This is a genomic window from Nocardia exalbida NBRC 100660, assembly GCF_000308575.1.
Lineage (GTDB): Bacteria > Actinomycetota > Actinomycetes > Mycobacteriales > Mycobacteriaceae > Nocardia > Nocardia exalbida.
Genome location: NZ_BAFZ01000053.1, coordinates 1 through 22272 on the forward strand (window position 1 = coordinate 1; position 22272 = coordinate 22272).

The following is a 22272-nucleotide window of genomic DNA, read 5'->3' on the forward strand; positions in this document are numbered from 1 at the left end:
TGGCCAGGACCGAACCGAGCACCGAGACCCCGATGGCGCCACCGAAGGTGCGGAAGAAGGCGACACTGCTCGACGCTGCGCCGATGTTGTGCACGCTCACCGTGTTCTGCACGGCCAGGACCAGGTTCTGCATCATCATGCCGACGCCGAACCCCACGACGGTGATGTACCCGCCGACCAGCCACAGGCTCGTCGCGTGGTCGATCGTGGACAGCAGGGCGAATCCGACCACCAGCAGTGCGGCGCCCGCGACCACGAAACCCTTCCACTTGCCGCGCCGGGTGATCAACTGGCCGGAGCCGACGGAGGCGATCAGCATGCCCGCGACGAGCGGGATGGTCAGCACGCCCGCCGCGGTGGGGGAGTAGCCGCGCGCGGTCTGGAAGTACTGGCCCAGGAAGGTGGTCGCGCCGAACATGCCGACGCCGACGGCGATGGAGGCGATGATCGCCAGGCCCGTGGTGCGTTCGGTGACGATCGGCAGTGGGATGATCGGCGACTTGGCGCGGGACTCGACCCACACGGTCGCGAGCAGCAGCAGCACGCCGGAAGCGACATAGATCGCCGATTCCCGCGAGATCCAGTCGTAGTACCCGGCCTTTCCGGCGAACGACACCCAGATGAGCAGCACCGAGACACCGCCGGTCAGCAATGCGGCGCCGAGCCAGTCGATCGACACTCCCTCTTTGCGGTCGGTGGGCAGTCGCAGGGTCCGCTGCAAGAGCGCCAGCGCGATCACGGCCAGCGGCACGCACACGAAGAAGCACCAGCGCCAGCCCAGCGGGCTGTCGACGATGACACCGCCGAGGACGGGGCCGCCGGACATCGAGACCGCCATCACGGCGCCCATGTACCCGGAGTAACGCCCGCGTTCGCGCGGCGCGACGATGGAGCCGATGATCGCGACGACGAGCGCGGTCAGACCGCCCATGCCGATGCCCTGGACGACGCGCGCGACCAGCAGCACGGGGACGTTGCCGGCGAATCCGGCGATCACGGAGCCGACGACGAAGATGACGATGGCCGATTGGACCAGCGCCTTCTTGTTGAACAGGTCGGCGAACTTACCCCAGATCGGCGTGGAGGCCGCGTTCGCCAGCAGCGCCGAGGTGATGACCCAGGCGTAGGCGGTCTGCGATCCCTGTAGGTCGCCGATGATGGTGGGCAGCGCGGTGGCGACGATCGTGGTGCTGAGCAGGGCGGTGAACAGCGCCGCGAGCAGCCCGGTCATCGCTTCCAGCACCTCGCGGTGGGTCATCGCGTACGGGTCGCGTCGCGTCACCGACTCGACTGAACTAGACATCTACTTCCTGACTCTCTTTCGAAACCGGCTGATGCGCGTGCACCGCACTGCCCTGTGCGTGCGCGGTCAGGGCGTTGCGGAGCTTTTGCACGGCGACGCACGCGCCCTCGGCGTCGTCTTCGCTCCAGTCCGCGAGGACGTTCTGCAAGCCCCGCGCCCGCGAAGCGCGGACGCGGTACAACAGATCCCGGCCCTCGTCCGTCACCCGGATGAGGGTGGCCCGCCCATCGGTGGGATCGGCGTGCCTGCTGATGTAGCCCGTGCCGACGAGTTCGGTGACGTGCCTGCTCAGTGCGCTCGGACTGATGCACAAGTCCACGGCGAGGTCCACCTGCCTGCACGGGCCCTTGGACTCGAGGGTGCCGAGCACCCCGATGCCGCCCGGAAGCAAGTGCCCCTCCTCCGGATGCGCGAGCACCGTACGGATCGCCCGGCCCATCAGATAGAGCTCTTTGATCAGGCTCTGAGCCGTATCGGGTGAGACTGCCATGTCCGCTCCAGACGAGATAAGTTGCTTGCGCTATGCAACTATATAGTAATTGCTTGAGCTAAGCAATTAGTGTCCACGGACTCCTCCTCTGTGCCGGGTCGGTGACCCGCAGAGGGTGTAGCAGCTTCACAGCTATCGGATTGCGGAACGGCGGTCGACCACCGACCCCAGGGTGGGTACTGGCCACCCCCGGGGTTTGCTGGACGGTCCCTAAGGTCTCTGTTCCTGCGGTTACCGACGCCGGAGAGTAGTAGCCGACGCCGAAACCGATCCCTATCGAGGAACTACGAGATGCAGCCGACTTTCGTTCACCACGTAAGGCAGCAAATTTTCGAATACGGGGAGACCCGGTCCTATACCTACCTGCGTGAGGCCGGACGAGGGCTCAGCGAGGAAGTCGTCACCTACCGCGAACTAGACCGCGACGCCAGGGCTGTCGCCGCCTGGCTGGCGGCGCGTCCGGAATCGACCGAGCCGGTCGTGCTGCTCTATCAGGACGGGCTGGCGTTCCTGCGGGTGTTCCTCGGTTGCCTGTACGCCGGGGTCGTGGCCGTTCCGGCGCCTGTGCCGCACGATGCGGGCAGCGCCCGGCGTGTGGCGAATGTGATTGCGGATTCCGGCGCCCGACTGGTCCTCACCACAGCGCATTTCCAGCCGCTGGTCGCGGCGGCCACGCGCGCGGCCGTGGTTACCACCGACGGTCAACTCGGTGACCCCGACGCGTGGCAGATGCCCGACATCGACTCGGGGACGATCGCGTTCCTGCAGTACACGTCGGGATCGACCGGCACCCCGAAAGGGGTCGTCGTGACGCACGGCAATCTCCTGCACAACGAGGCCGCCATCGCCGAGGGCGGGATGAAAGGTGCCGGTACCGGCGTCAGTTGGATTCCGCACTTCCACGACATGGGCCTGATCGGAATGCTGCTCGGGGCGGTATACGCCGGTGCGAACCTGGTGCTCATGGCACCGACGACGTTTCTCAAGCGTCCGGTGCGCTGGCTGCAGGCCATCGAGAAGTACCGCGCGACATTCACCGGCGCACCGAATTTCGCCTACGATCTCATCGCGCGCCGGGTGACCGACGAGCAGTTGGCCGATCTCGATCTCAGCACTCTCGAGATCGCGCTGAGCGGCGCGGAGCCGGTCCGCGAGCAGACCATGACGGCGGTGCTGGAACGTTTCGCACTCGCGGGTTGGCGGCCGACGACGTTTCGGCCCGCCTACGGCCTGGCCGAGGTGACACTGCTCGCCAGTGCGGCATCGACGCCCTCGGTACCCGTCTATCTCGACGTGGGACGCGATGCTCGGCTCGTCGGCTGCGGACCCGCGGCCGGTGGTCTCGACATTCGTATCGTCGACCCGCGCACGCTGCAACAACTGGCGGACAACACCGTCGGCGAGATCTGGATTCGCGGCGAAAGCGTCGCCGCCGGCTATTGGAATCGTCCCGACGAGACCCGCGAAACCTTCGGCGCACACCTCGGCACCGTGGGTCCGTTCCTGCGTACCGGTGATCTCGGCCTGCTTCGGGACAACGAGCTGTTCGTCGCGGGTCGCCTCAAGGATCTGTTGATCATCAACGGCCGCAACGTCTATCCCCAGGACGTCGAGGAGCTGGTGCGCGAGCTGCATCCGGCGTTCGCCGACAGTGCCGGTGTAGCCGTATCCGTCGACGCGGGCGGCCGGGAACGACTTGTGGTGCTGCAAGGTGTCAAGACGGCGCTGCAGGGCGACGCCACGCTCGCCGAACTCACCTCGGCGATCAAGGTCGCGGTGTCCCGCGGGTTCGACGTGCCCGCGCCGAACGTCGTTCTCATTCCACCCAGGTCGGTGCACCGCACCACCAGCGGCAAGGTCCAACGCAGCTCGATGCGGGAGGCGTTTGTCCAGGATCGCGTCGTGGGTGTGCTGCACGAGGATCTCGAACCGGCGCTGCGCCGGTCCGTGTCCGCCTGATCGATCGAAAACCCGCCGAGGAGCCGAAACATGTTCAGCAGCACGATCACTCGTCCGACCACCATCCGGGATTGGCTCGTGGAGCGCGTGGCGGACTACACCGAACGCGCGCCCCACGAGGTGGATCCCGTCGTCCCGCTCGCCGAGCTGGGCATGGACTCCGTCTCGGCGGTGAGCCTGTGCGGTGAGATCGAGGACCGCTGGTCACTCGAGCTGGACCCGGTGCTGGTCTTCGAGTACCCCACCATCGCCGACATCGCCGCCTACCTGGCCGCCGAATTCACCCTCGCCGCATGACCGATATCGCCATCGTCGGCCTCGACTGCCGATTTCCCCAAGCACCCGATCCGGCGGCGCTGTGGCGGCTGCTGATCGAGGGACGTGACGCGATCTCCGAGGTTCCGTCGAGCCGCTGGAACGCCGCCGACTTCCACGACCCGGCCGGTGCGCCCGGCACGATCAACACCCGCAGCGGCGGCTTCCTGGACGACGCGGATGCGTTCGACGCCGACTTCTTCGGCATCGCCCCGCGCGAAGCCGAGGCGATGGATCCGCAACAGCGGTTGCTGCTGCAAGCCACCTGGCGGGCCTTCGAAGACGCCACGCTCGACCCGCGCGGCGAGGCCGGTTCGCGGACCGGCGTCTTCGTCGGGGTGATGGCCAACGAATGGGCCAACTTGCAGATGAGCGACTACGCCGCGATCACGCCGCAGCACGGCTCAGGCAACGGGTACTTCATGACCGCGAACCGGCTGTCCTACCAGTTCGACCTGAAAGGACCGAGTGTCGCGGTCGACACGGCATGCTCGTCGTCGCTGGTCGCGGTGCACCTCGCCTGCGGCGCACTGGCTTCCGGCGAATGCGATCAGGCGGTCGCCGGTGGCGTCAACCTGGTACTCACGCCCGCGGTCGGGGTGTTCTACACCCAGGCCGGTCTCTCCGCCCCGGATGCTCGGTGCAAGCCGTTCAGCGCCGACGCCGACGGAATCGTGCGCGGCGAGGGCGTCGCGGTACTCGTGCTGCGCCGCCTCGCCGACGCCCAGGCGGCGGGCCTGCCGATCTACGCGGTGATCAAGGGCAGCGCCGTCAATTCCGACGGGCGCAGCAACGGCATCACGGCGCCGAACCGGTGGGCGCAGCAGCAGGTGATCGGCGCGGCGTGCGAGCGCGCGGGCGTACGGCCCGAGCAGGTGGATTTTCTCGAGGCGCACGGCACCGGAACGGTGCTCGGCGATATGATCGAGGTCAAAGCGCTGGGCCAGCTGCACGGGCGAAACAGGCTTCGCCCCTGCGGGATCGGGTCGATCAAGGGCAATCTCGGCCACACCGAGGGCGCCGCGGGCGTCGCGGGCCTGATCAAGGTCGCCCTCAGTTTGCGGCACGGCGTGGTTCCGCCGTCACGGTTCGCCGACCAGGAGAACCCGCGGCTGCGGATGACACAGCAGGGTCTGCGTCTGCTCACCGACCCGATGCCGCTGGAAGGCCCCGGCTACGGCGGAGTCAGCAGTTTCGGCATCGGCGGCACGAACGCCCATGTCGTGCTGGGCAGCGCACCTGCGGCCGACACGTCGACGGCGTCCGGCGGGGGAGTGCTCACCGTGTCGGCGAACGACGCGGAAGGGTTGCGGCGCAACGCCCGTCGGCTCGCCGAGGCATTGACTTCCAGCCCGCCGGATCAATTCGCGCAAATGTGCTGGACGAGCAACCAGGTCAAATCGTCCGGCCGTGCCCGGCTCGCGATCGTCGCGGCGGATCGCGACACCGCGATCGCGCGGCTGCGCGAGGGCGCGGAGACCGGAGTGGTGCGACCGCTGAGCGTCGGCTGGATGTTCACCGGGCAGGGTTCGCAATTCGCGGGAATGGCTCGCAGGCTGGACGCGGCCAGTCCGCTGTTCCGGCGCGCCTTGGCGGCGGTCGACCAGGTCATGGCCGCCCATCTCGGTCGCTCGGTGCGGGAGCTGATGCTCGACGAGAACACCGGGATCGACCGCACCGATCTGGCGCAACCGGCGATCTTCGCGATGGAGTACGCCTTGGCGAAGTCGCTCGCCGACCTGGGCGTCCGTCCGGCCTGGGTGATCGGGCACAGCATCGGCGAGTTCGCGGCCGCCGCGGTGGCCGGAGTGTTCGATCTGGAGGACGCGTGCCGTCTCGTCGTCGCACGCGGCGAGCTGATGCAGCGGTTGCCCCCGGGCGGAGCGATGCTCGCCGTGCGGGCGGACGCGGCCGACGTCGCAGGACTGCTCGCCGACCGGACGGAGATCGCGATCGCCGCCGTCAACGGACCGAAGGAGATCGTGCTGTCCGGCGCCGCCGCGGCGATCACCCGGATACACGAGGCGCTCGCGGCGCGCGGGGTGGGCGCCAAGGCGCTCACCGTGTCCCACGCCTTCCACAGTCCGCTGATGGAACCGATGCTGGAGAAGTTCGCGTCCGTCGCCCGCGAATGCACCTACCGGACACCGGCTCTGCCGCTGTACTCGACCGTGCGCGGTCGCCTGCTCGACGCGACCGAGACGATGGACGCCGCGTACTGGACCGAGCACGTCCGCGCCACCGTCCGTTTCGGCGAGGCCGTCGAGGCCGCACTCGGCACCGAGCCGAGTCATGTCGTCGAGCTCGGGCCGCGCCGCGTCCTCGCCGCGCAGGTCGGCCGGATCCGCCCGGACCTGGCGTCGCGCTGCCTGACGCCCAGCCCGGGGCCCGGCGCGACCGGGGGCGAACTGGCCGGCACCGTCGCCGCGCTGTATCGCGACGGATTCGATCCCGACTGGGACCGGCTCTACGAACCCGCGCAGTGCGTCCGCCGTCGGCTGCCCGGTTATGAGTTCTGCACCGACCAGCGGTTCTGGCTCGAACCGTGCGCCACCCCCACGCCTTCCGCACCAGCCGAGGAAACCCCCATGGACCAGTTGATCGCCCTCTTCCGTGAACAGAACGCCGTGCTGGCGAGTCTCGCGGGCGTTCCGTCCGCCGGGCGAGTTCCGCAACGGGCGGGGGCCACACCGGCGGTCACGCAGACGGTCACGCCGCAACCGATCGCGACGCAGACGACCACGGACCTGCCGATCGCCCCGGAAGCCGCCGCCGGTGTCGTGCGCGCGGAGTTCGCCAGGGTGAGCGGTTTCCCGGCCGATCGGCTCCGCGATACCCAAACTATCGGCGACGACTTGGGATTCGACTCGCTCATGCTCACCGACCTGATCGCCGCGCTCGTGCGCAAGCTGCCCGGAGCGGCCATCGACCCGAGCCGGTTCACCCCCGCCACGACGATCGGTGATGTGATCGCCCAGGTCTCGAATCAGGGGGGCGCGCCCGTCTCGCGGCAAGCCGCCGCGCCCATGATGGCCGAGGCGCCCGAACCCCGGCGTACGGTCGTCGAGCCGGAGTACCGGATCTCGGATTTCCCTGAGGTGAAAGCGATTTCCGACCGGGTCTCCGCTCTCGAAGCGCTCGGGTTGTCCAATCCCTATTTCTTGATCAACGACGGTGTCACGCGGGACACCTCCGTCATCGACGGTGCGCCGGTGATCAACTTCTCCAGCTACAACTATCTGGGGTTGTCCGGTCATCCGGCGGTCGTCGCCGCCGTGCAGGACGCGGTGGCCCGCTACGGCAGCTCCTGCTCGGCCAGCCGGATCCTGTCCGGTGAGAAGCCGGTGCACCGCGAACTCGAGGCCGAACTCGCCGCCCTGCTCGGCACCGAGGACGCCATCGCGCTGGTCGGCGGCCACTCCACGAACGTCACGATCATCGGGCACCTGGTCGGACCGGAGGACCTGGTGATCCACGACAGTCTCGCCCACGACAGCATCATGCAGGGCTGCAAGCTGTCGGGCGCGACCCGCCGTCCGTTCCCGCACAACGACCACGCCGCACTCGACGCGCTGCTCACCGAGATCCGCCACCAGTACCGGCGGGTGCTGATCCTGATCGAGGGCGTCTACAGCCAGGACGGCGACATCCCGGACCTGCCCGCGATCATCGCGGTGAAGAAGAAGCACAAGGCGCTGTTGATGATCGACGAGGCGCACAGCGTCGGGGTGCTGGGCGCGGGCGGCGGCGGGATCGGCGAATACTTCGGCGTGGATCGCGCCGATGTCGAACTGTGGTCCGGGACGACATCGAAAGCGCTCGCCGGATGCGGCGGGTACGTCGCGGGCAGCGCGGAGCTGATCCGCTTCCTGAAGTACACGACGCCCGGTTTCGTCTACAGCGTCGGCATGACGCCGATGAACGCGGCCGCCTCGGCCGCGGCGATCCGGCAGTTGCGGTCCGAGACCGAACCGCTGGAACGGCTACGCCGCAACTCCCGGCTGTTCCTGCGACTGGCCCGGGAAGCGGGGATCGACACCGGCGACAGCCACGACACTCCGATCGTCCCGTGCATCGTCGGCGACTCGCCGAAGACGCTGCGACTGTCGAACGCACTGCTGCGCCGCGGCATCAATGTCAACCCGATCCTGTACCCGGCGGTGCCGGAGAATCTGGCGCGCCTGCGGTTCTTCATCACCGCCTGCCATACCGAAGATCAGATCCGCGAGACGATCAAGATCCTCGCCGAGGAGATGGCCTTGCTCGCCGAGAGCTGACGCGCGGGGCCTACGCAGCGGCTGCGTCGTGTACCGCCACGCGCACCGGACCGCTGTAGCATCAGCCCGAGGTGGCATCGCCGCGGGTCGCAGCGGCGACTCGGCGGGCCGCGCGGACGATGAGGGCCGAGCGCGGTGTCCGCTGTCGCGGGCAGGGGTTCGAACGCCGTCGACGGGTGCCGCGGGCGTGTGATCTGCCGGATGAAGGTTCCAGCGGCGTTTCGGCTCCAGCCGCGTGCGGCCGGTCGGCTCCCGATCCGATCGCGCACCGCGCCACCGAGCCGATCGATGCCGGCTACCGCGGTGGACGAGGTCGCCTGCCTCGCCGCCGACCGTAGCGACGCATCGGAGGTAGTGGACAGCCATGATTCGCTCGATCGTGCGAACCGCGCTCGCCCTGACGGTCGCCGCCGGTGTGTGCTTCGCGGGTACTCCGCCGCCCATGGTCGCCTCGGCGCCGCTCGGCGTGCTCGTCACCGGCGGTGAGATCGCCGGCCGCGCCGCCGACGGAGTCGTCGAATACCTGGGCATCCCGTTCGCCGCGCCCACCGGGGGCGAAGCGCGGTTCGGGCCGCCGCGCCCCGTGCCGCCGTGGCCCGGTGTGCGCCCCGCCCGCGACCACGGGCCGCAATGCGCGCAGAACGGCTACCTGCCCGGCCTGCCGCCGATCGGGCAGACCAGCGAAGATTGCCTGACCATCGACGTATACGCGCCGGACCGTGCCCGCGATCGCCCGCTGCCCGTCATGGTGTTCTTCTACGGTGGCGGCTATATCAACGGTTCCAACAGCGAATACGACGGGCCCACGCGGATGGTCGCCGACGGCGACGTCATCGTGGTCGTTCCCAACTACCGCCTCGGACCGTTCGGCTTCATGTCGCTGCCCGAACTGACCGCCGAATCCGGCGGCGCCACCGGAACGGTCGGCATCCAGGACCAGCAGGCCGCTCTGCGGTGGGTGCGCGACAACGCGCCCGCTTTCGGTGGCGATCCGGGCAATGTCACGATCTTCGGTGAGTCGGCAGGCGGGGTGAGTGTCTGCACCCACTTCGCCGCACCCGGCTCCGAGGCTCTGTTCGCCAAAGCGATCATCCAGAGCGGCGCCTGCGCACAAGCGCCCCTGGCCCCCGTCGATCCCGGCGACGCGTTCGCGCGCTCGCAGCGCTACGCCGAACGCGTCGGATGCGGGGATCCCGCGACCAGGCTGGCCTGCCTGCGCGCACTGCCCGTCGCGGCACTTCTGGACGCGCCGAACGTCGAAGCCGACGGCCGGACTCCCGTCTGGGTGCCCAGCATCGACGGCGTCGTCATCACGCGGACACTCGACGCGGCCTTGGTGGGGGACGCGAGGAAGACGCCGCTCATCGTCGGGTCCACCAGTGCGGAAGGCGCGCTGAGCGTCGCCGAGACCGACTATGCCCGCGGGCGCGTCCCGGACGCGGCGAGCTATGAACGGTACGTGCGCGAATCCTTCGGCGCCGACGCCGAGCGAGTCCTGGCCCGCTATTCGCTCGACCGATATCCGTCACCGGCGGCCGCCCAGATCGCGGTGATCACCGACAGCCGGTTCGCCTGTCCCGCGCTGTTCACCAGCCGAACGGCGCGCGACGCCGGACATCCACTGTGGCAGTACGAAGTCGATCAGGCGCCGCTCGGTGCCGCCAATCCTGTTCTGCCCGGGGCCTTTCACTCCTCCGAGCTGTTCTATCTGTTCACCCGATTCATGGGCGTGCCGATTCCATGGACGGGTGCGTCCGCCGCTTTCGCCGCGCGAATGCAACGCTGGTGGACCACCTTCGCCCACACCGGTGACCCGAACGATCCGGGTCCACCCGAATGGCCTGCCTGGCCGGAGTCGACCGGGCACAGCCCCGATGGGCCTGCTCTGATCATGCGGGCGACCGGCAGCGTCGTGACGGAGGATTTCGCCGCCATGCACGACTGTGCGTTCTGGGCGGAACGCGACCGCTGAACGGTGAGACTCGAAGTTGAGAAAGTCTCAGCCAGATAGCCCGCTGTTGGCGGAATTCCCCGCTGAGCATCCTGCTCTCGGATGACGGCACGGGCGACCGTGTCGGAAGTGACCCTGCGTTTCGGTGAATGACGGCCGGGCTCACCCGCCGCGCGGTGGCCGCTCGGGGCGCTATCGACGAGGCCGGGAACCCGGCTCCCCAGGATCAGGATGATGATGTCACCGCGGGGGGCGCGGTCGGGACGTCTGCTTCGATCCGCAGGATCCACGGTGAAACGCCGCAGGTAGGAGCATACTGACGCGATGAACGAATCGGGCGACCGAATCGTGGACACGGCCGAGGGAGCGGTAGCCCGGGTGGTCGGCGCAGGCACACCGCAGACCACGGGCAGCTTCCGATTCTGGTTCGCCGATCAGCGGTGGGAGTGGTCGGACGAGGTCGCCGCGATGCACGGTTACGCGCCCGATTCGGTGGCGCCGACGACCGAGTTGCTGCTCGCGCACAAGCACCCCGAGGACCGGGATCATGTCGCGGAGGCGATCGAGAAGTCGGTCCGCAACGCCGAACCGTTCTGCAGCCGCCACCGCATCATCGACACCGCGGGAGTGCTGCACCACGTCCTCGTGCTGGGCGACACCATGACCGACAAGGACGGCACCGTCGTCGGTACCGCGGGCTACTACGTCGACCTGACCACCACCATCGCCGAGGAACGCCAGGATCTGCTCGACGGCACGCTGCCGAAACTGTTCCGGGCGCGCGCGCTGATCGAGCAGGCCAAAGGCGTGCTGATGCGGGTCTACCGGATCAACGCCGAGCAGGCGTTCCACGTCTTGCAGTGGCGTTCGCAGGAGACCAACGTCAAGCTGCGTGACCTGGCCGCCCAGCTCATCACCGAGATCGACCACCTGCCCCCGGCTCCCCCCGCGGTGCAGACCGCCTTCGACCACATGCTGCTCACACTGCACGAGCGCATCCCGAAATCGTGAGCTCCGCCGCGTCCTAGGGCCCCCGGAGCAGGGCGCCGGCTCCGTCGCGCAGCCCGGCCACGGCGTCGACCAGGACGATCTCGGCGCCGATCGCCAACGCGGCCACCGGAAGGGCTTCGTCGGCACGGCGCATCTCACCGGCCGCGGCGTTCGCCGCCGGGCCGAGCAACGGGTTCGGAGCGGTCCCGGCCAGCACCAAGCGGTCGCTCAGCGCCGCAGGGTCGAGCAGTAGGCGCTCCACGGTGGTGGCGCGCAACGCCATTGTGGTCGCGGCCAGCCCGGTCACCGCCAAGCCGTCCGGACGGTCGATCTCGGCGGCGAAGCGGTCGAGCACCCGGCGGTGGCGCAGTGCCGCCATCCGGTGCAGGATCTCGCGGACTTCCGCGTCGAGCGCCTTCGGGTCCGACCCCGGCATCAATGTGCCCGCTTCGGCCTCGACCACATCCCGGCCCTTCGCGTCGAACACCGCCCGCAGCTCGGTCCTGGCCCGGGTTTCTCCGGCGAGCACGACGACTTCCGCGTGCACGGTGTCGGCCAGCCGGTCCAGTTCCCCGGCGAACTCGCGGATGTCGCGTCGCGTGGTGTTCTCGACCCGCTCCCGGATCGTGCGATGCGTCCAGTCGTCGCGCCGGATCTCCGGATGGCCGACGTCGCGGAGGGTCTCCTCCGCTTCGCCGCCGTGGCCGTCGAGTGCGTAGAGTTCCGAGCTCACCCGGTCCACGAGGGCCACGACGTGCGGTATCTTCTCGGCCTGCACTTCGATCAGCGGCAGCAGGTAGGGCAGGGGTGAGACCCGGACGATCTGGGCGCGCGGCGGGCTCGGCAAGCGTTCGTCGGCGAGCACCTCGGTCTCGTCGGCGATGAGCAGCCTGCCGCAGCGCCCGCGCGGCGGGGGATGCAGTTCGATCGCCTGGGCAAGCAGCCGCCGGATCCGTGGGCGGGCGCCGCTGCGGTCCAATTCGGCGTCGATCGAGCGCCAGCGCAACTCGGTGCCACGCGCCGCGTCTTCGGTGTCGTATGAGCTGTCGAAACAGACCGAGGCGAAGGGGCCGTGTTTTCGGATTATCCGGTGGAGATCGGCCATCGGTATCACCTGATTTCCCTGGCCGCGGACGCCTGCACCGAGACGGGCGGCGAGAATCGGGCATCCACCCGGTCGGAGGGCGTCGGTGCCCGGGTGGCCTCGTCGTGTGTGCCCACAGCTTCGGTTCGGCGAACCATAATCGGCGGGTACCCGGGTGCCTCGGGCCGAATCAGCCACCACAGATCCTTGCAAGGCCCCTTCCCCGTATCGCCCACACTCGTTGCGCGCGAGGGCTTTCCGCCCTTCCGAGGCCGTCGACGGGCTCGGGCCCCGCCGGTCCGCGCCTGATCGTCGCCGTTGTCGATGGTCACCGCCCGATATCGACCTCTCCGGCCCGTTCGGAATCGCGCAGCAGGCGTGTTCGTGCCCTACGCGATGTCGACGAGAGCGATCCGCCGATCCGAGCGCCCGTAGGTGCGCAGGCGCCGCCCCACCGGTACCCGCGGGCCCGCGTGCGCAGCCACGGCAGTCGGTGAGAGGGATAGGTGATTTTTCGCTCGCTGCCCTTTTTCGGTTTCTTGTAAGAAAGCCGGTCGGACGCATGTTTTCACTGATCAGCGGGTTGAATTGTAACCAAGCGACCGCTTGGTGTCCGAATCGTGAACCGTAAAGATCGGTTTGTTTCAGGTGTGCTGTGGTAAATGTGGGAGGTATCGGTTCGACAGCGCGGTCGTTCCGACAAATGGGGCGAGGAACCCGCGCTGCTCGATGTTCAGCCGATTCGACGCGCTCTGGCGCGAAACCACCGGCGCGCACGAACACGAGGGCTCTCCGCAAGTATGTGTGCGGCAACGTGCACCAGCGCAGAGGAACGTCATCGTGATCGAGAAACCCGAAGCGCCCGTCGCGGACGACGAAGAACGAGATCGGATCGTATGGCCCGACCCCAGCCCACTGAGCGGCTGGTGGGCCGAAGTCATGGCTCATCGCCGGATCACCCGGCCCCACACCTCCACCGCCGACCCTCGGCACAACTGACCGGACCGACGGGGTCGCCCGGCCTTCCGTGACGTGCGGAAGGCCGGACCCGGCGATCCCGTACGCGTCGCTGCCGTCGGCAACCGCGCCGTAATTGCGGCCCGTGCGCCGCTTTACGGCGCCTTCGTTCGAATCACGCCTGTGGAAAGTGTTTCCCGGTGAGGCGAACGTGTCGGCGATGTAAATAGCTTGTTGCGGCGGATGACTCGCGCGCCGCGAAAATTCGCCGGGCTTTTGCGACAAGCACTTCGAACCGCGTGAAAATCGAAGGTTCGACCCGAGTTCCGCTGAACCGCCGGGATGGAACTCCTCGCCCCGACCTGATCGCCCGCGAATTCCGGGCTCGTTCGGCGTGTCTGCCGCACGGGGGGTTGCGTCCCTTCCCGCTTCCGGTTCCCGCCAAGACTCTCTGACTGCCAACGGGTTTGGCGTCTGCTTCAATGGGTGGTCACATTCGGCGGAGGACACGGGGGCGTGATGTCCGGCACCAGAGCTGTCTCCTTTCGGGGAGTCGATGTGCTCGAAGGTCTGCTGCATTCGTTGGTACTGCGGCCGCCGCGCGGCGAGCGGCTGCTGCCGATGGTGGGTCTGTGCGGCGATCTCACCAATGTCGAAGCATGCCTGGACATGTTCGACGCGGCGCTCGGCGGCGCGGTGCACGTGGCCGCGAACGTCGACGCTCTCGACCCCTTGCCCGACGGCAGCTCCCTGGTCGAGGAAACCACGCCGGGGCTGACCGCACTGCGCCGACTGCTCTACAACCTCTGCAAGGGTTTGTCGGCCGACCGCTTCGGGCGCCTGCGCCCGTTGCCTTTCCGGCGCTACCGGTTGGCCGAGTGGTTGATGGCTCGCAAGCTGAGTTCCGACAACGAACTGGACGAGCTGGCGACGTTGCTGCGCAGGGACTTCGGCCGGTGGGGCGAGGAATTGCTCGGCGAAGCCGAGGCCACGGTGGGCCCGGTGCAGCGAATCGTGCTGGGGCTGTTGCGCATCGTGCTGCCCACGGCGGTGTTCCGGGCGCGCACCGGCGGCCGGATTCCCGGTGTGGGACGGGAGTTCCGGTGGTTCATGCGCCAGCAATACCTGGCCCCGGAACAGTCCAGCCAGTTCGTCGGATTCGCGCACCGCCTCACCGAGGGCGCCCGGCGCCGCGAACACGCCGAGCATCTGGCCAAGCTGCTGGTGCACGCGTTTCTCGAGGATTTGCGCGTCGCCTACCGCCGGCGCTGGTGGAGTATCGGCGCGGCACGGCGCACCACCTATCCGGTCGCGATCCTGCGCGCGCTCGACGGCGAGGCCGGTCCCCGGCTGCTCGACCTGATCAACGACGTGCGCAACGAGACCGGCAAGGACGATCCGCTGCTGGTGGTGGCGGGTACCCGGACGCCACCACTCGGCGTCACCGCGCGCCCGGCGTACCGGGTGCGGCGGCTGTACGAGATCTGGGTGGAGGACTTGCCCGTCGAGCGGCAGCGGCAGCGCCCCCGAGCCTGGCAGCTGTGGCTCGACGTGCCCGCGACCGGCCCGAACGACGACGAGCCCGACCCGTTCCGGCGTATCCCGCCCCCCGATCCGCCGTGGTGGGCGCGGCGGGCGGTGTCGGCGACCGCGATGTTGCTGGTGGTGGTGCTGGCCGTGGCGGCGGCCGGATTCGCGACATGGCGACCGTGGCGTGCGAGCGAGTCCGCGTGCGCCACCGCCGCCGCCGACCGGTGGGTGCGCGTCGTTTCCGGTGCGGACGGCAGTTGCGTCGGTTTCAGCGCCTACGATCCGGATGATTCCGCGGCAGGCGGACGGGGCTTCCTGTTCGCGAGCGACGAGCCCGGTAGCCGCCGTCTGGTGGAGGTGCAGCGGCGGGTGTACAAGCAGAATCTGCTGGCCGAGCAGCTGGCCAGGGAGCAGCCGGCGCGGCCGTTGTTCACCCTGGTGTACTTCGGCCAGCTCGCCGGCGTTCCGGGCGATTACCCGGCGCAGAGCGAGGACATCGAGGGCTTGGCGCTGGCACAGTACGGCGCGCTGGAATCGGTCGCCTCGTCCGACACCCTCACACCCGACACCGTCCCGCTGATCCGGCTGTTGCTGGCGAACACCGGTCCGGCCAATCTGCAGGGTCCGCAGGTCGTCGAGCTGCTGAGGCCGCTGATCCGCGCCGAGCCGGGCATCGTCGGGGCGATCGGACTCGATCAGAGCCGGACGGCGACGCTGAGCATGATCAATTCGCTCACCGGCCTCGGCATTCCGATGGTGGCGCCGAGTCTGTCGGCCGACGAGATGGTGCTGTCCTCGCCGCTGTACTTCCAGATCGCACCGCCCAACCATGCGATCGCCGACATGATCGAGCAGTACCTGAATTCGCTTCCCGAGGCGGCCGGGCGCGGCGTACGGATCTTCCACCGGCCCGACCCGACCGATCTCTACACCACGAACATGGCCGCCGACCTGCACATTCTCGCCAGGGGCGGGCGAACGAAGTGGGATGGATCCTGGGACGTGCGCGAGGCATTCACCAGGGCGGACAACACCGACGCGTGTGACGAGGTGCTGTTCTTCGCAGGGCGGGATTCGGAATTCCCCGACTTCCTGCAGAGCCTCAACCGAGCATGTGGCGACCAGCGGGTGCTGTTGATCGCGGACGATTCGGTCAACCGGTTCATGGCCAGCGCGGACCGGCGCAGGGCGGCCAACAGCGCGCGGCCGCTGGTCTACGTGGCCAAAGCGAGCCTGGTGACCTGCCGGAACAGGGGCCAGGGCCGACGCAGCCGGGTCGAGTTCTACCATCTCGCCACCACCGTGGATCCGGACATTCCGAGCTGGAACGCGTGCGCCGAAGCCGACAAACCGCTCGGCGAGCGCGTCCAGTTGCATCCGCTTGGGGAGCGGGTCGCGCTGACCTACGACGCGGTCGGATTGTTCGTGCGCGCCGTGCAGTCGCTGGCCCCGGCCGTCTCGGGCGTGTGGACCGAGCCGATCCCGATCAGCGCGGCCGCGGTATGGGCCGCGCTGCGCGACCTACCGCGGCAACCGGCCATCGAATCCAGCAGCGGCGTGCTGGACTTCTCGGTCAGCCAGGGCGCCCACGCGGGGCGGGTGGCGCACGACAAGTGGGTCGGCATGCTCAGTGTGGAGCAGATCTGGGATCCCTCGAGCACCGCCGAGCCCGTGATGATCTACGGCTGTGGCCGGGCCACCGCCGATGACACCGCGCAGTGCCGTCCCTACCCGCTCGGCGGCGGCTGACCGGCCTCGACACGGCTCGGCTCCGAAGTCGCGCTGAGTGGCTCGGCCAACTCCTCCAGCGAACGGCCCTCGGCCCGCACGCCGTAGGCCAGTTCGACCAACCCGGCCGCGAACATGGCGAGTGCGCCGATGACGAACGCCAGGGCGGTCTTCCCGGGATCGCCATCCGCGGTCAGTTCGGCGAACACCAACGGTCCCGCGACGCCGCCCGCGACGGTTCCGATCGCGTAGAAGAAGGCGATGGCCATGGCGCGGGTCTCCATCGGGAAGATCTCGCTGACCGTCAGGTAGGCGGCGCTGGCGCCGCACGACGCGACGAACAGCACGGCGGTCCAGCAGGCGGTGAGCGTCGTCGCCGTCAGATGACCGCCCGCGAAAAGCCACGCGGTGCCGAGCAACAGCACGGCCGAACCGAGATAGCTGCCCGCGATCATCGGCTTGCGCCCGATCGTGTCGAACAGCTTGCCCAGCAGCAGCGGGCCGAGGAAGTTGCCGAAGCACAGGACCGCGAAGTAGTAGCCGACCCGGTCGTCGGGAATATCGAAGGATCTGGACAAGATGAGCGCGTAGTTGAACGTGATGGCGTTGTAGAGGAATGCCTGCCCGATGAACAGCGACAAACCGAGCACGCCGCGCCGTGGATAGCGCCGCACGATCACCTCCGTGATCTCGCGGAAGGAGATGGTCCGCCGCTGCCGGATCCGGATCTGCTGATCGGAGACGTCTGTCAGCGCGGCACCCGCGTCCGCTCTGACGCGCTCCTCGATCGCGGTGACGGTGCGCTCCGCGTCGTCTTCCTGACCGTGGATGAATTGCCAGCGCGGACTCTCCGGGACATGCCTGCGCACCAGCAGGATGACCAGTCCGAACACGGCACCGAGCGCGAAGGTCAGGCGCCAGCCGACATTCGGGGCGAAGAGGTCGGTGTCGAGCGCGACGATGGACAGCAGCGCACCGCCGACGGCGCCGAGCCAGTAGGTGCCGTTGATGACGATGTCGATGCGCCCGCGGTACTTCTTCGGGATCAGCTCGTCGATGGCGGAATTGATGGCCGCGTATTCGCCGCCGATGCCGAATCCGGTGAGGAACCGGAAGAAGACGAACCACCACATCGAGAACGACAGTGCCGTCATCGCGGTCGCGAACAGGTACACCGCCAGGGTGACCAAGAAGAGCTTCTTACGGCCGAATCTGTCGGTCAGCCAACCGAAGAACAGCGCGCCGGAGCCGGCGCCCGCGACGTACATCGCCGCGGCGAGACCGGAAACCTGTGCCGCCGTGATGTTCAGGCCACTGCCCGGTTCCGACAGCCGGGCGGCCACGCTGCCGACGACGGTCACTTCGAGCCCGTCGAGGATCCAGACGGAGCCGAGCCCGATCACGATCATCCAGTGCCACCGCGACCAAGGCAGACGATCCAGCCTGGCCGGGATGTCGGTCGATATGGTCCGCACGGATCACCCCTTCGGAAGACTGACGGTCGGATACCCCGAGCCGCCCCGGCCAACCGCGCCGTGGGCTAGGCTCGGATCCCGAGTGAAACGTGTTCTAGAAAGTGGTTCGCGATGAAGACGATCTACGCGCTGTGGGGCGTGCGCGACCTGCTCGCGGCGGATCCGGCGCCGCGACTGGCGGGGGCCGCGGCCGTGCAGGCGAACATCGCGGACGCGGCGGTCGAGGCGGCGATGTTGCGCATCACGACCTTCGACGCGCCGGTGCAGGCCGTCGTCAGCGTCTGGTGGGACGCGACGCCGCGCCCGGACGCGGCGCAACGAGCGCTGAGCGCCGTGGCCGAGCGGGTGGCAGGCTGGCACGTCGAGGAGGCGACTCCGATTCCGCCGCCGGCCACCGCCGTGCGCGAGCGGGCGCCGGGCTTGTCGAATATCGCCTTCCTGCGCAAACCGGATGAACTGTCGCAGGCCGACTGGCTGGACCGCTGGCGCAACCACCACACCGCGATCGCCATCGAGACCCAGGCGACGTTCGGCTACGTCCAGAACGTCGTCACCGGTCCCGCCACGGCCGGTGCGCCGGACATCGCCGGAATCGTGGAGGAGCTGTTCCCGATCGAGGCGCTCACCGATCCGCACGCGTTCTACGGCAGCGGCGGCGACGCGGCGGAGCTGGCGCGCCGCATCGAGCGGCTGATGACCAGCGTCGCGACCTTCGGCGGCGACCGGAACCTGGATGTCGTACCCACCAGCCGGTATCGGCTGCGCTGAGCGGTTCAGCGGCCAGGGGAACGTTCCGCCGATTCCCGCAACGCGACTCGGGCGGCGCGCACGGCGGGATGGCCGCCCGCGCCGCGCCGATAGGCGAGACGGGTTCGCCGTCGCGTCGGCAGCGCGCCGAGCGTGACGCCCGGAGGGCGATCCCGCGTCCCGAATTCCGGGACGAGGGCGACTCCTTGACCGGCGGCGACGAGTGCGAGGACCGTGCCGAAGTCGTCGGCGTGATGCCGGATCCGCGGCGTGAAGCCCGCGGCCTCGCACGCGCGCACGGTCATCGTGTGGCACAGCGTGCCGGGAGTGCTGGCGATCCAGGCACTTTCGCGGTGCGCGGCGAGTGGTTCGGCCGATCGCGCCGCGAGATAGACGATCTCCTCGAACAGCGGCTCGCTGTGCAATGCGGGATCGGCGGGGACCGGCACGTAGTCGTACTCCTGGATCAGCGCGACATCGAGGGTCTCGGCGCGCAGCGCGTCGGGCGCCAGCGCCGGATCCAGTTCGGTCACACGCAGTTCCAGCCGGGGGTGCGCACTGCTCAGTGCGACGAGTGCGGGGGAGAGGATGGTCCGCACCGCGGTGGGGAACGCTCCGATGCGCAGCGTTCCGGTGAGTTCGGCGCGCGTCGTGGCCAGCTCGGCGCCGGCCTGTTCGAGCACCGCGAGAATCCGCTCGGTGTGCTGGACGAGCGCCACGGCCGCCGGGGTCAGCGTCACCCGCCGGCCGGTTCGCGTCAACAGTGCCACGCCTGCCTCCCGTTCCAGGGCGGCGAGTTGCTGCGAGACCGCCGATGGCGTGTAGGCGAGGGCTTCCGCCACCGCGGCGATGGTCTCGCGATGCGACAGTTCCCGCAGCAGGCGCAGTTTCCGGACATCGAGCATAAGTCGAGCTTATGGTCTGCGACAGAAACATGAACTGGATCTGATGATTCGGCGCGGTCAGGCTGGTCGTCATGACACTCGCAGGTCTTCTCGTCCCCTTGGTCACGCCGTTCACGGCCGATGGCGGGCTCGCCGCGGGCGCGCTGGAGCGGCTCGCGCACGAGGTGCTCGACGACGGAGCGACCGGCATCGTCGCGCTCGGCACCACCGGGGAGCCCGCGACGCTGACGGCGCAGGAGCGGGCACGAGTGGTCGACGTGTGCGCAGGCGTCTGCCGGGAACGCGACGCGCCGTTGCTGGTCGGCGTGGGATCGAACTCGACAGCGGCTTCTGTCGAGACACTCGCCGGTCTCGATCCGGGTAGCACCGCGGCGCTCACCGTGGTCCCGTACTACACGCGACCGTCCGAGGCGGGTGTGCTCGCGCACTTCCGGGAGCTCGCCGCGGCGTCCCCGGTGCCGCTGGTCGTCTACCACATCCCGTATCGGACCGGGCTTTCCCTCGGTACCGACACCTTGCTCGCGCTCGCGGATATGCCCGAGGTCATCGGCCTGAAGCATGCCGTCGGCGCCATCGATGAGGCAACCATCGCGCTGATGGGCGCGCGACCCGCCGATTTCGCCGTGCTGGCGGGCGACGATGTGTTCGTCGCGCCGCTGCTGGCTCTCGGCGCCTCCGGTGCGATCGCGGCCTCGGCCGCCGTGCACACCTCGTCGTTCGTGGCCCTGGTCGCCGCTTGGCGCACCGGTCCGGTCGACCTGGCGCGGTCGCTCGGTCACCGGCTGGCGGTACTGTCGGCGGCGCTGTTCGCCGAACCCAATCCCGCGGTGATCAAAGCCGTGCTCGCGGCGCAGGGCCGCATACCGAGCGCTGCGGTACGGCTGCCGTTGCTGCCCGCGAGCGAGGCCGCGACCCGGGCCGCCTTGGCCGCGCTCGCGGAATTCCCGACATCAGGAACGGGCAATGACTGGTGTTGCGGCCGCGAAGGTGCAACGCTTAAACGGTGACACAACCTCCGGATACCCAGGCGGCTGGGCCCGACCCGTCGGCCGACAAACTGGACGCGGCCGTCTTCAAGGTCGCGGGCGTGGTCGTGCTCGGCGCGATCATGTCGATTCTCGACATCACCGTCGTCAGCGTCGCGATCCCGACCTTCCAGCGCGAGTTCGACACGAGCTACGCCATCGCGGCGTGGACGATGACCGGCTACACGCTCGCGCTGGCCACCGTGATCCCGCTGACCGGGTGGGCGGCCGACCGCTTCGGCACCAAGCGGCTGTACATCATGGCGCTCACCTTCTTCGTGCTCGGTTCACTGCTGTGCAGCACGGCGTGGAACATCGAATCGCTGATCGCCTTCCGCGTGATCCAGGGCTTGGGCGGCGGCATGCTGATGCCGCTGGGCATGACGATCATGACCCATGCCGCCGGTCCGCAGCGGGTCGGCAGGGTGATGGCGGTGCTCGGCGTGCCGATGCTGCTCGGCCCGATCGGCGGCCCGATCCTGGGCGGCTGGCTGATCGAGAACTTCAGCTGGCACTGGATCTTCTTGATCAACTTGCCGATCGGCGTGGTCGCCTTGGCGCTCGCGATCATCTTGCTGCCCGGCGACAAGCCGGAGCCGTCGGAGTCGTTCGACTTCATCGGCATGCTGCTGGCCTCGCCCGGCCTCGCGCTGTTCCTGTTCGGCGTCTCCTCGATCCCGGGGGAGGGGACCGTGCTGGCGGCGAAGGTGCTGATTCCGGCCGCCGTCGGCGCGCTGCTGATGGCCGCGTTCGTGTTCCACGCGCTGCGCACCGAGCACCCGCTGATCGATCTGCACCTGTTCCGCAACCGGTCGCTGACCTTCGCGGTGCTCACGATGGTGCTGTTCGCGATCGCGTTCTTCGGAGCGGGCCTGCTGCTGCCGACCTACCTGCAACAGGTGCGCGGCGAGTCGGCGCTGCAAGCCGGTCTGCTGATCGCGCCGCAGGGCATCGGCGCGATGCTCAGCATGCCGATCGCGGGCCGTTTCGTGGACAAGATCGGTCCGGGCAAGATCGTGCTCGTCGGTATCACGCTGATCTCGATCGGGACGGCGTACTTCATCCAGCTCGACGCCGACAGCTCGTACCTGCCCATGATCGGCGCCCTGTTCGTGATGGGCCTCGGCATGGGCTGCACCATGATGCCGATCATGACCGCGGCGATCCAGACCCTGACCCACCAGCAGGTGGCTCGCGGGTCGACGCTGATGAACATCGTCAACCAGACCGCCGGTTCGATCGGCACGGCGACGATGTCGGTGGTGCTGACCAACCTGCTGAACAACCAGCCGCTCGCGCGTCCGGCGATCGCGTCGAACTTCGATCCCGGCCTGGCGAGCCAGCTTCCGCCGGGGGCCGTCGACACCGGTCTCCAGCAGGCCGCGGAAGCGTTCAGCCACACCTATGTGGTGGCGCTGGTGCTGATCGTGCTCACCTTGATCCCGGCATCCTTCCTGCCACGCACGAAGCCGAAGAACCCGGAGGCGGTCGACGCCGCCACGGTGGTACACGCCTAGGTGTACGCGTCCCGGGATC

Annotated in this window: 15 protein-coding genes; 10 read left to right on the forward strand and 5 right to left on the reverse strand. The window is 68.7% G+C overall.

Annotation, left to right across the window (positions count from 1 at the left end; translation table 11 throughout):
* Positions 1-1303 (reverse strand): MDR family MFS transporter (locus ON29_RS11805; RefSeq protein WP_040866308.1); only part of this gene is annotated, 1303 nt, incomplete at its 3' end.
* On the reverse strand, positions 1296-1793 hold the full coding sequence (locus ON29_RS11810) for a MarR family winged helix-turn-helix transcriptional regulator (RefSeq protein ID WP_040866272.1): 498 nt from the start codon (positions 1791-1793) through the stop codon (positions 1296-1298). The genes ON29_RS11805 and ON29_RS11810, both read right to left, overlap by 8 nt.
* A gap of 291 nt (positions 1794-2084) precedes the next feature.
* Between ON29_RS11810 and ON29_RS11815 the strand changes: the two genes are divergently transcribed.
* The 5 genes from ON29_RS11815 (at position 2085) to ON29_RS11835 (ending at position 11306) form a co-directional block, all read left to right on the forward strand.
* Positions 2085-3752 carry a fatty acyl-AMP ligase gene (locus ON29_RS11815; RefSeq protein ID WP_040866273.1) on the forward strand — a complete coding sequence of 556 codons (1668 nt, stop codon included), beginning with the start codon at positions 2085-2087 and terminating at the stop codon, positions 3750-3752.
* Positions 3753-3782: 30 nt separating this feature from the next.
* Positions 3783-4049 (forward strand): acyl carrier protein, encoded by a 267-nt coding sequence (locus ON29_RS11820; RefSeq protein ID WP_040866274.1) that lies wholly within the window; start codon positions 3783-3785, stop codon positions 4047-4049.
* Positions 4046-8344 (forward strand): type I polyketide synthase, encoded by a 4299-nt coding sequence (locus ON29_RS11825; RefSeq protein ID WP_040866275.1) that lies wholly within the window; start codon positions 4046-4048, stop codon positions 8342-8344. The genes ON29_RS11820 and ON29_RS11825 overlap by 4 nt, the downstream gene beginning before the upstream one ends.
* Positions 8345-8708: 364 nt before the next feature.
* Positions 8709-10316: a carboxylesterase/lipase family protein gene (locus ON29_RS11830; RefSeq protein ID WP_051175117.1), complete on the forward strand. Its 1608-nt coding sequence runs from the start codon at positions 8709-8711 to the stop codon at positions 10314-10316.
* A gap of 303 nt (positions 10317-10619) precedes the next feature.
* Positions 10620-11306: a PAS and ANTAR domain-containing protein gene (locus ON29_RS11835; protein ID WP_040866276.1), complete on the forward strand. Its 687-nt coding sequence runs from the start codon at positions 10620-10622 to the stop codon at positions 11304-11306.
* A gap of 13 nt (positions 11307-11319) precedes the next feature.
* On the opposite strand, the gene ON29_RS11840 is transcribed toward ON29_RS11835, so the two are convergent.
* Positions 11320-12390 carry a baeRF2 domain-containing protein gene (locus tag ON29_RS11840; RefSeq protein WP_040866310.1) on the reverse strand — a complete coding sequence of 357 codons (1071 nt, stop codon included), beginning with the start codon at positions 12388-12390 and terminating at the stop codon, positions 11320-11322.
* 819 nt (positions 12391-13209) lie between these two features.
* Between ON29_RS11840 and ON29_RS35760 the strand changes: the two genes are divergently transcribed.
* Positions 13210-13368 carry a hypothetical protein gene (locus tag ON29_RS35760; protein ID WP_157106603.1) on the forward strand — a complete coding sequence of 53 codons (159 nt, stop codon included), beginning with the start codon at positions 13210-13212 and terminating at the stop codon, positions 13366-13368.
* 516 nt (positions 13369-13884) lie between these two features.
* A complete protein-coding gene (locus ON29_RS11850; protein WP_040866278.1) occupies positions 13885-16605 on the forward strand; it encodes a hypothetical protein in 2721 nt (906 codons plus the stop codon).
* On the opposite strand, the gene ON29_RS11855 is transcribed toward ON29_RS11850, so the two are convergent.
* Complete coding sequence (locus tag ON29_RS11855; protein WP_245548918.1) at positions 16584-18059, reverse strand: MFS transporter; 1476 nt, start codon at positions 18057-18059, stop codon at positions 16584-16586. The genes ON29_RS11850 and ON29_RS11855 overlap by 22 nt on opposite strands.
* Before the next feature lie 111 nt (positions 18060-18170).
* On the opposite strand from ON29_RS11855, the gene ON29_RS11860 reads away from it, so the two are divergent.
* The gene (locus ON29_RS11860) at positions 18171-18827 is read left to right on the forward strand and encodes an EthD domain-containing protein (RefSeq protein ID WP_040866279.1); all 657 of its coding nucleotides are present in this window, start codon (positions 18171-18173) and stop codon (positions 18825-18827) included.
* A 5-nt stretch (positions 18828-18832) separates the two neighbouring features.
* On the opposite strand, the gene ON29_RS11865 is transcribed toward ON29_RS11860, so the two are convergent.
* Entirely contained in the window at positions 18833-19711 is an 879-nt protein-coding gene (locus tag ON29_RS11865; RefSeq protein WP_040866280.1) for a LysR family transcriptional regulator, read from the reverse strand.
* Positions 19712-19782: 71 nt separating this feature from the next.
* Between ON29_RS11865 and dapA the strand changes: the two genes are divergently transcribed.
* Together dapA and ON29_RS11875 are read left to right on the forward strand one after the other, a co-directional pair.
* On the forward strand, positions 19783-20718 hold the full coding sequence (gene dapA, locus ON29_RS11870; protein ID WP_063825300.1) for a 4-hydroxy-tetrahydrodipicolinate synthase: 936 nt from the start codon (positions 19783-19785) through the stop codon (positions 20716-20718).
* A complete protein-coding gene (locus ON29_RS11875) occupies positions 20715-22253 on the forward strand; it encodes a DHA2 family efflux MFS transporter permease subunit (RefSeq protein WP_040866281.1) in 1539 nt (512 codons plus the stop codon). The genes dapA and ON29_RS11875 overlap by 4 nt, the downstream gene beginning before the upstream one ends.
* Positions 22254-22272 lie beyond the last annotated feature (19 nt).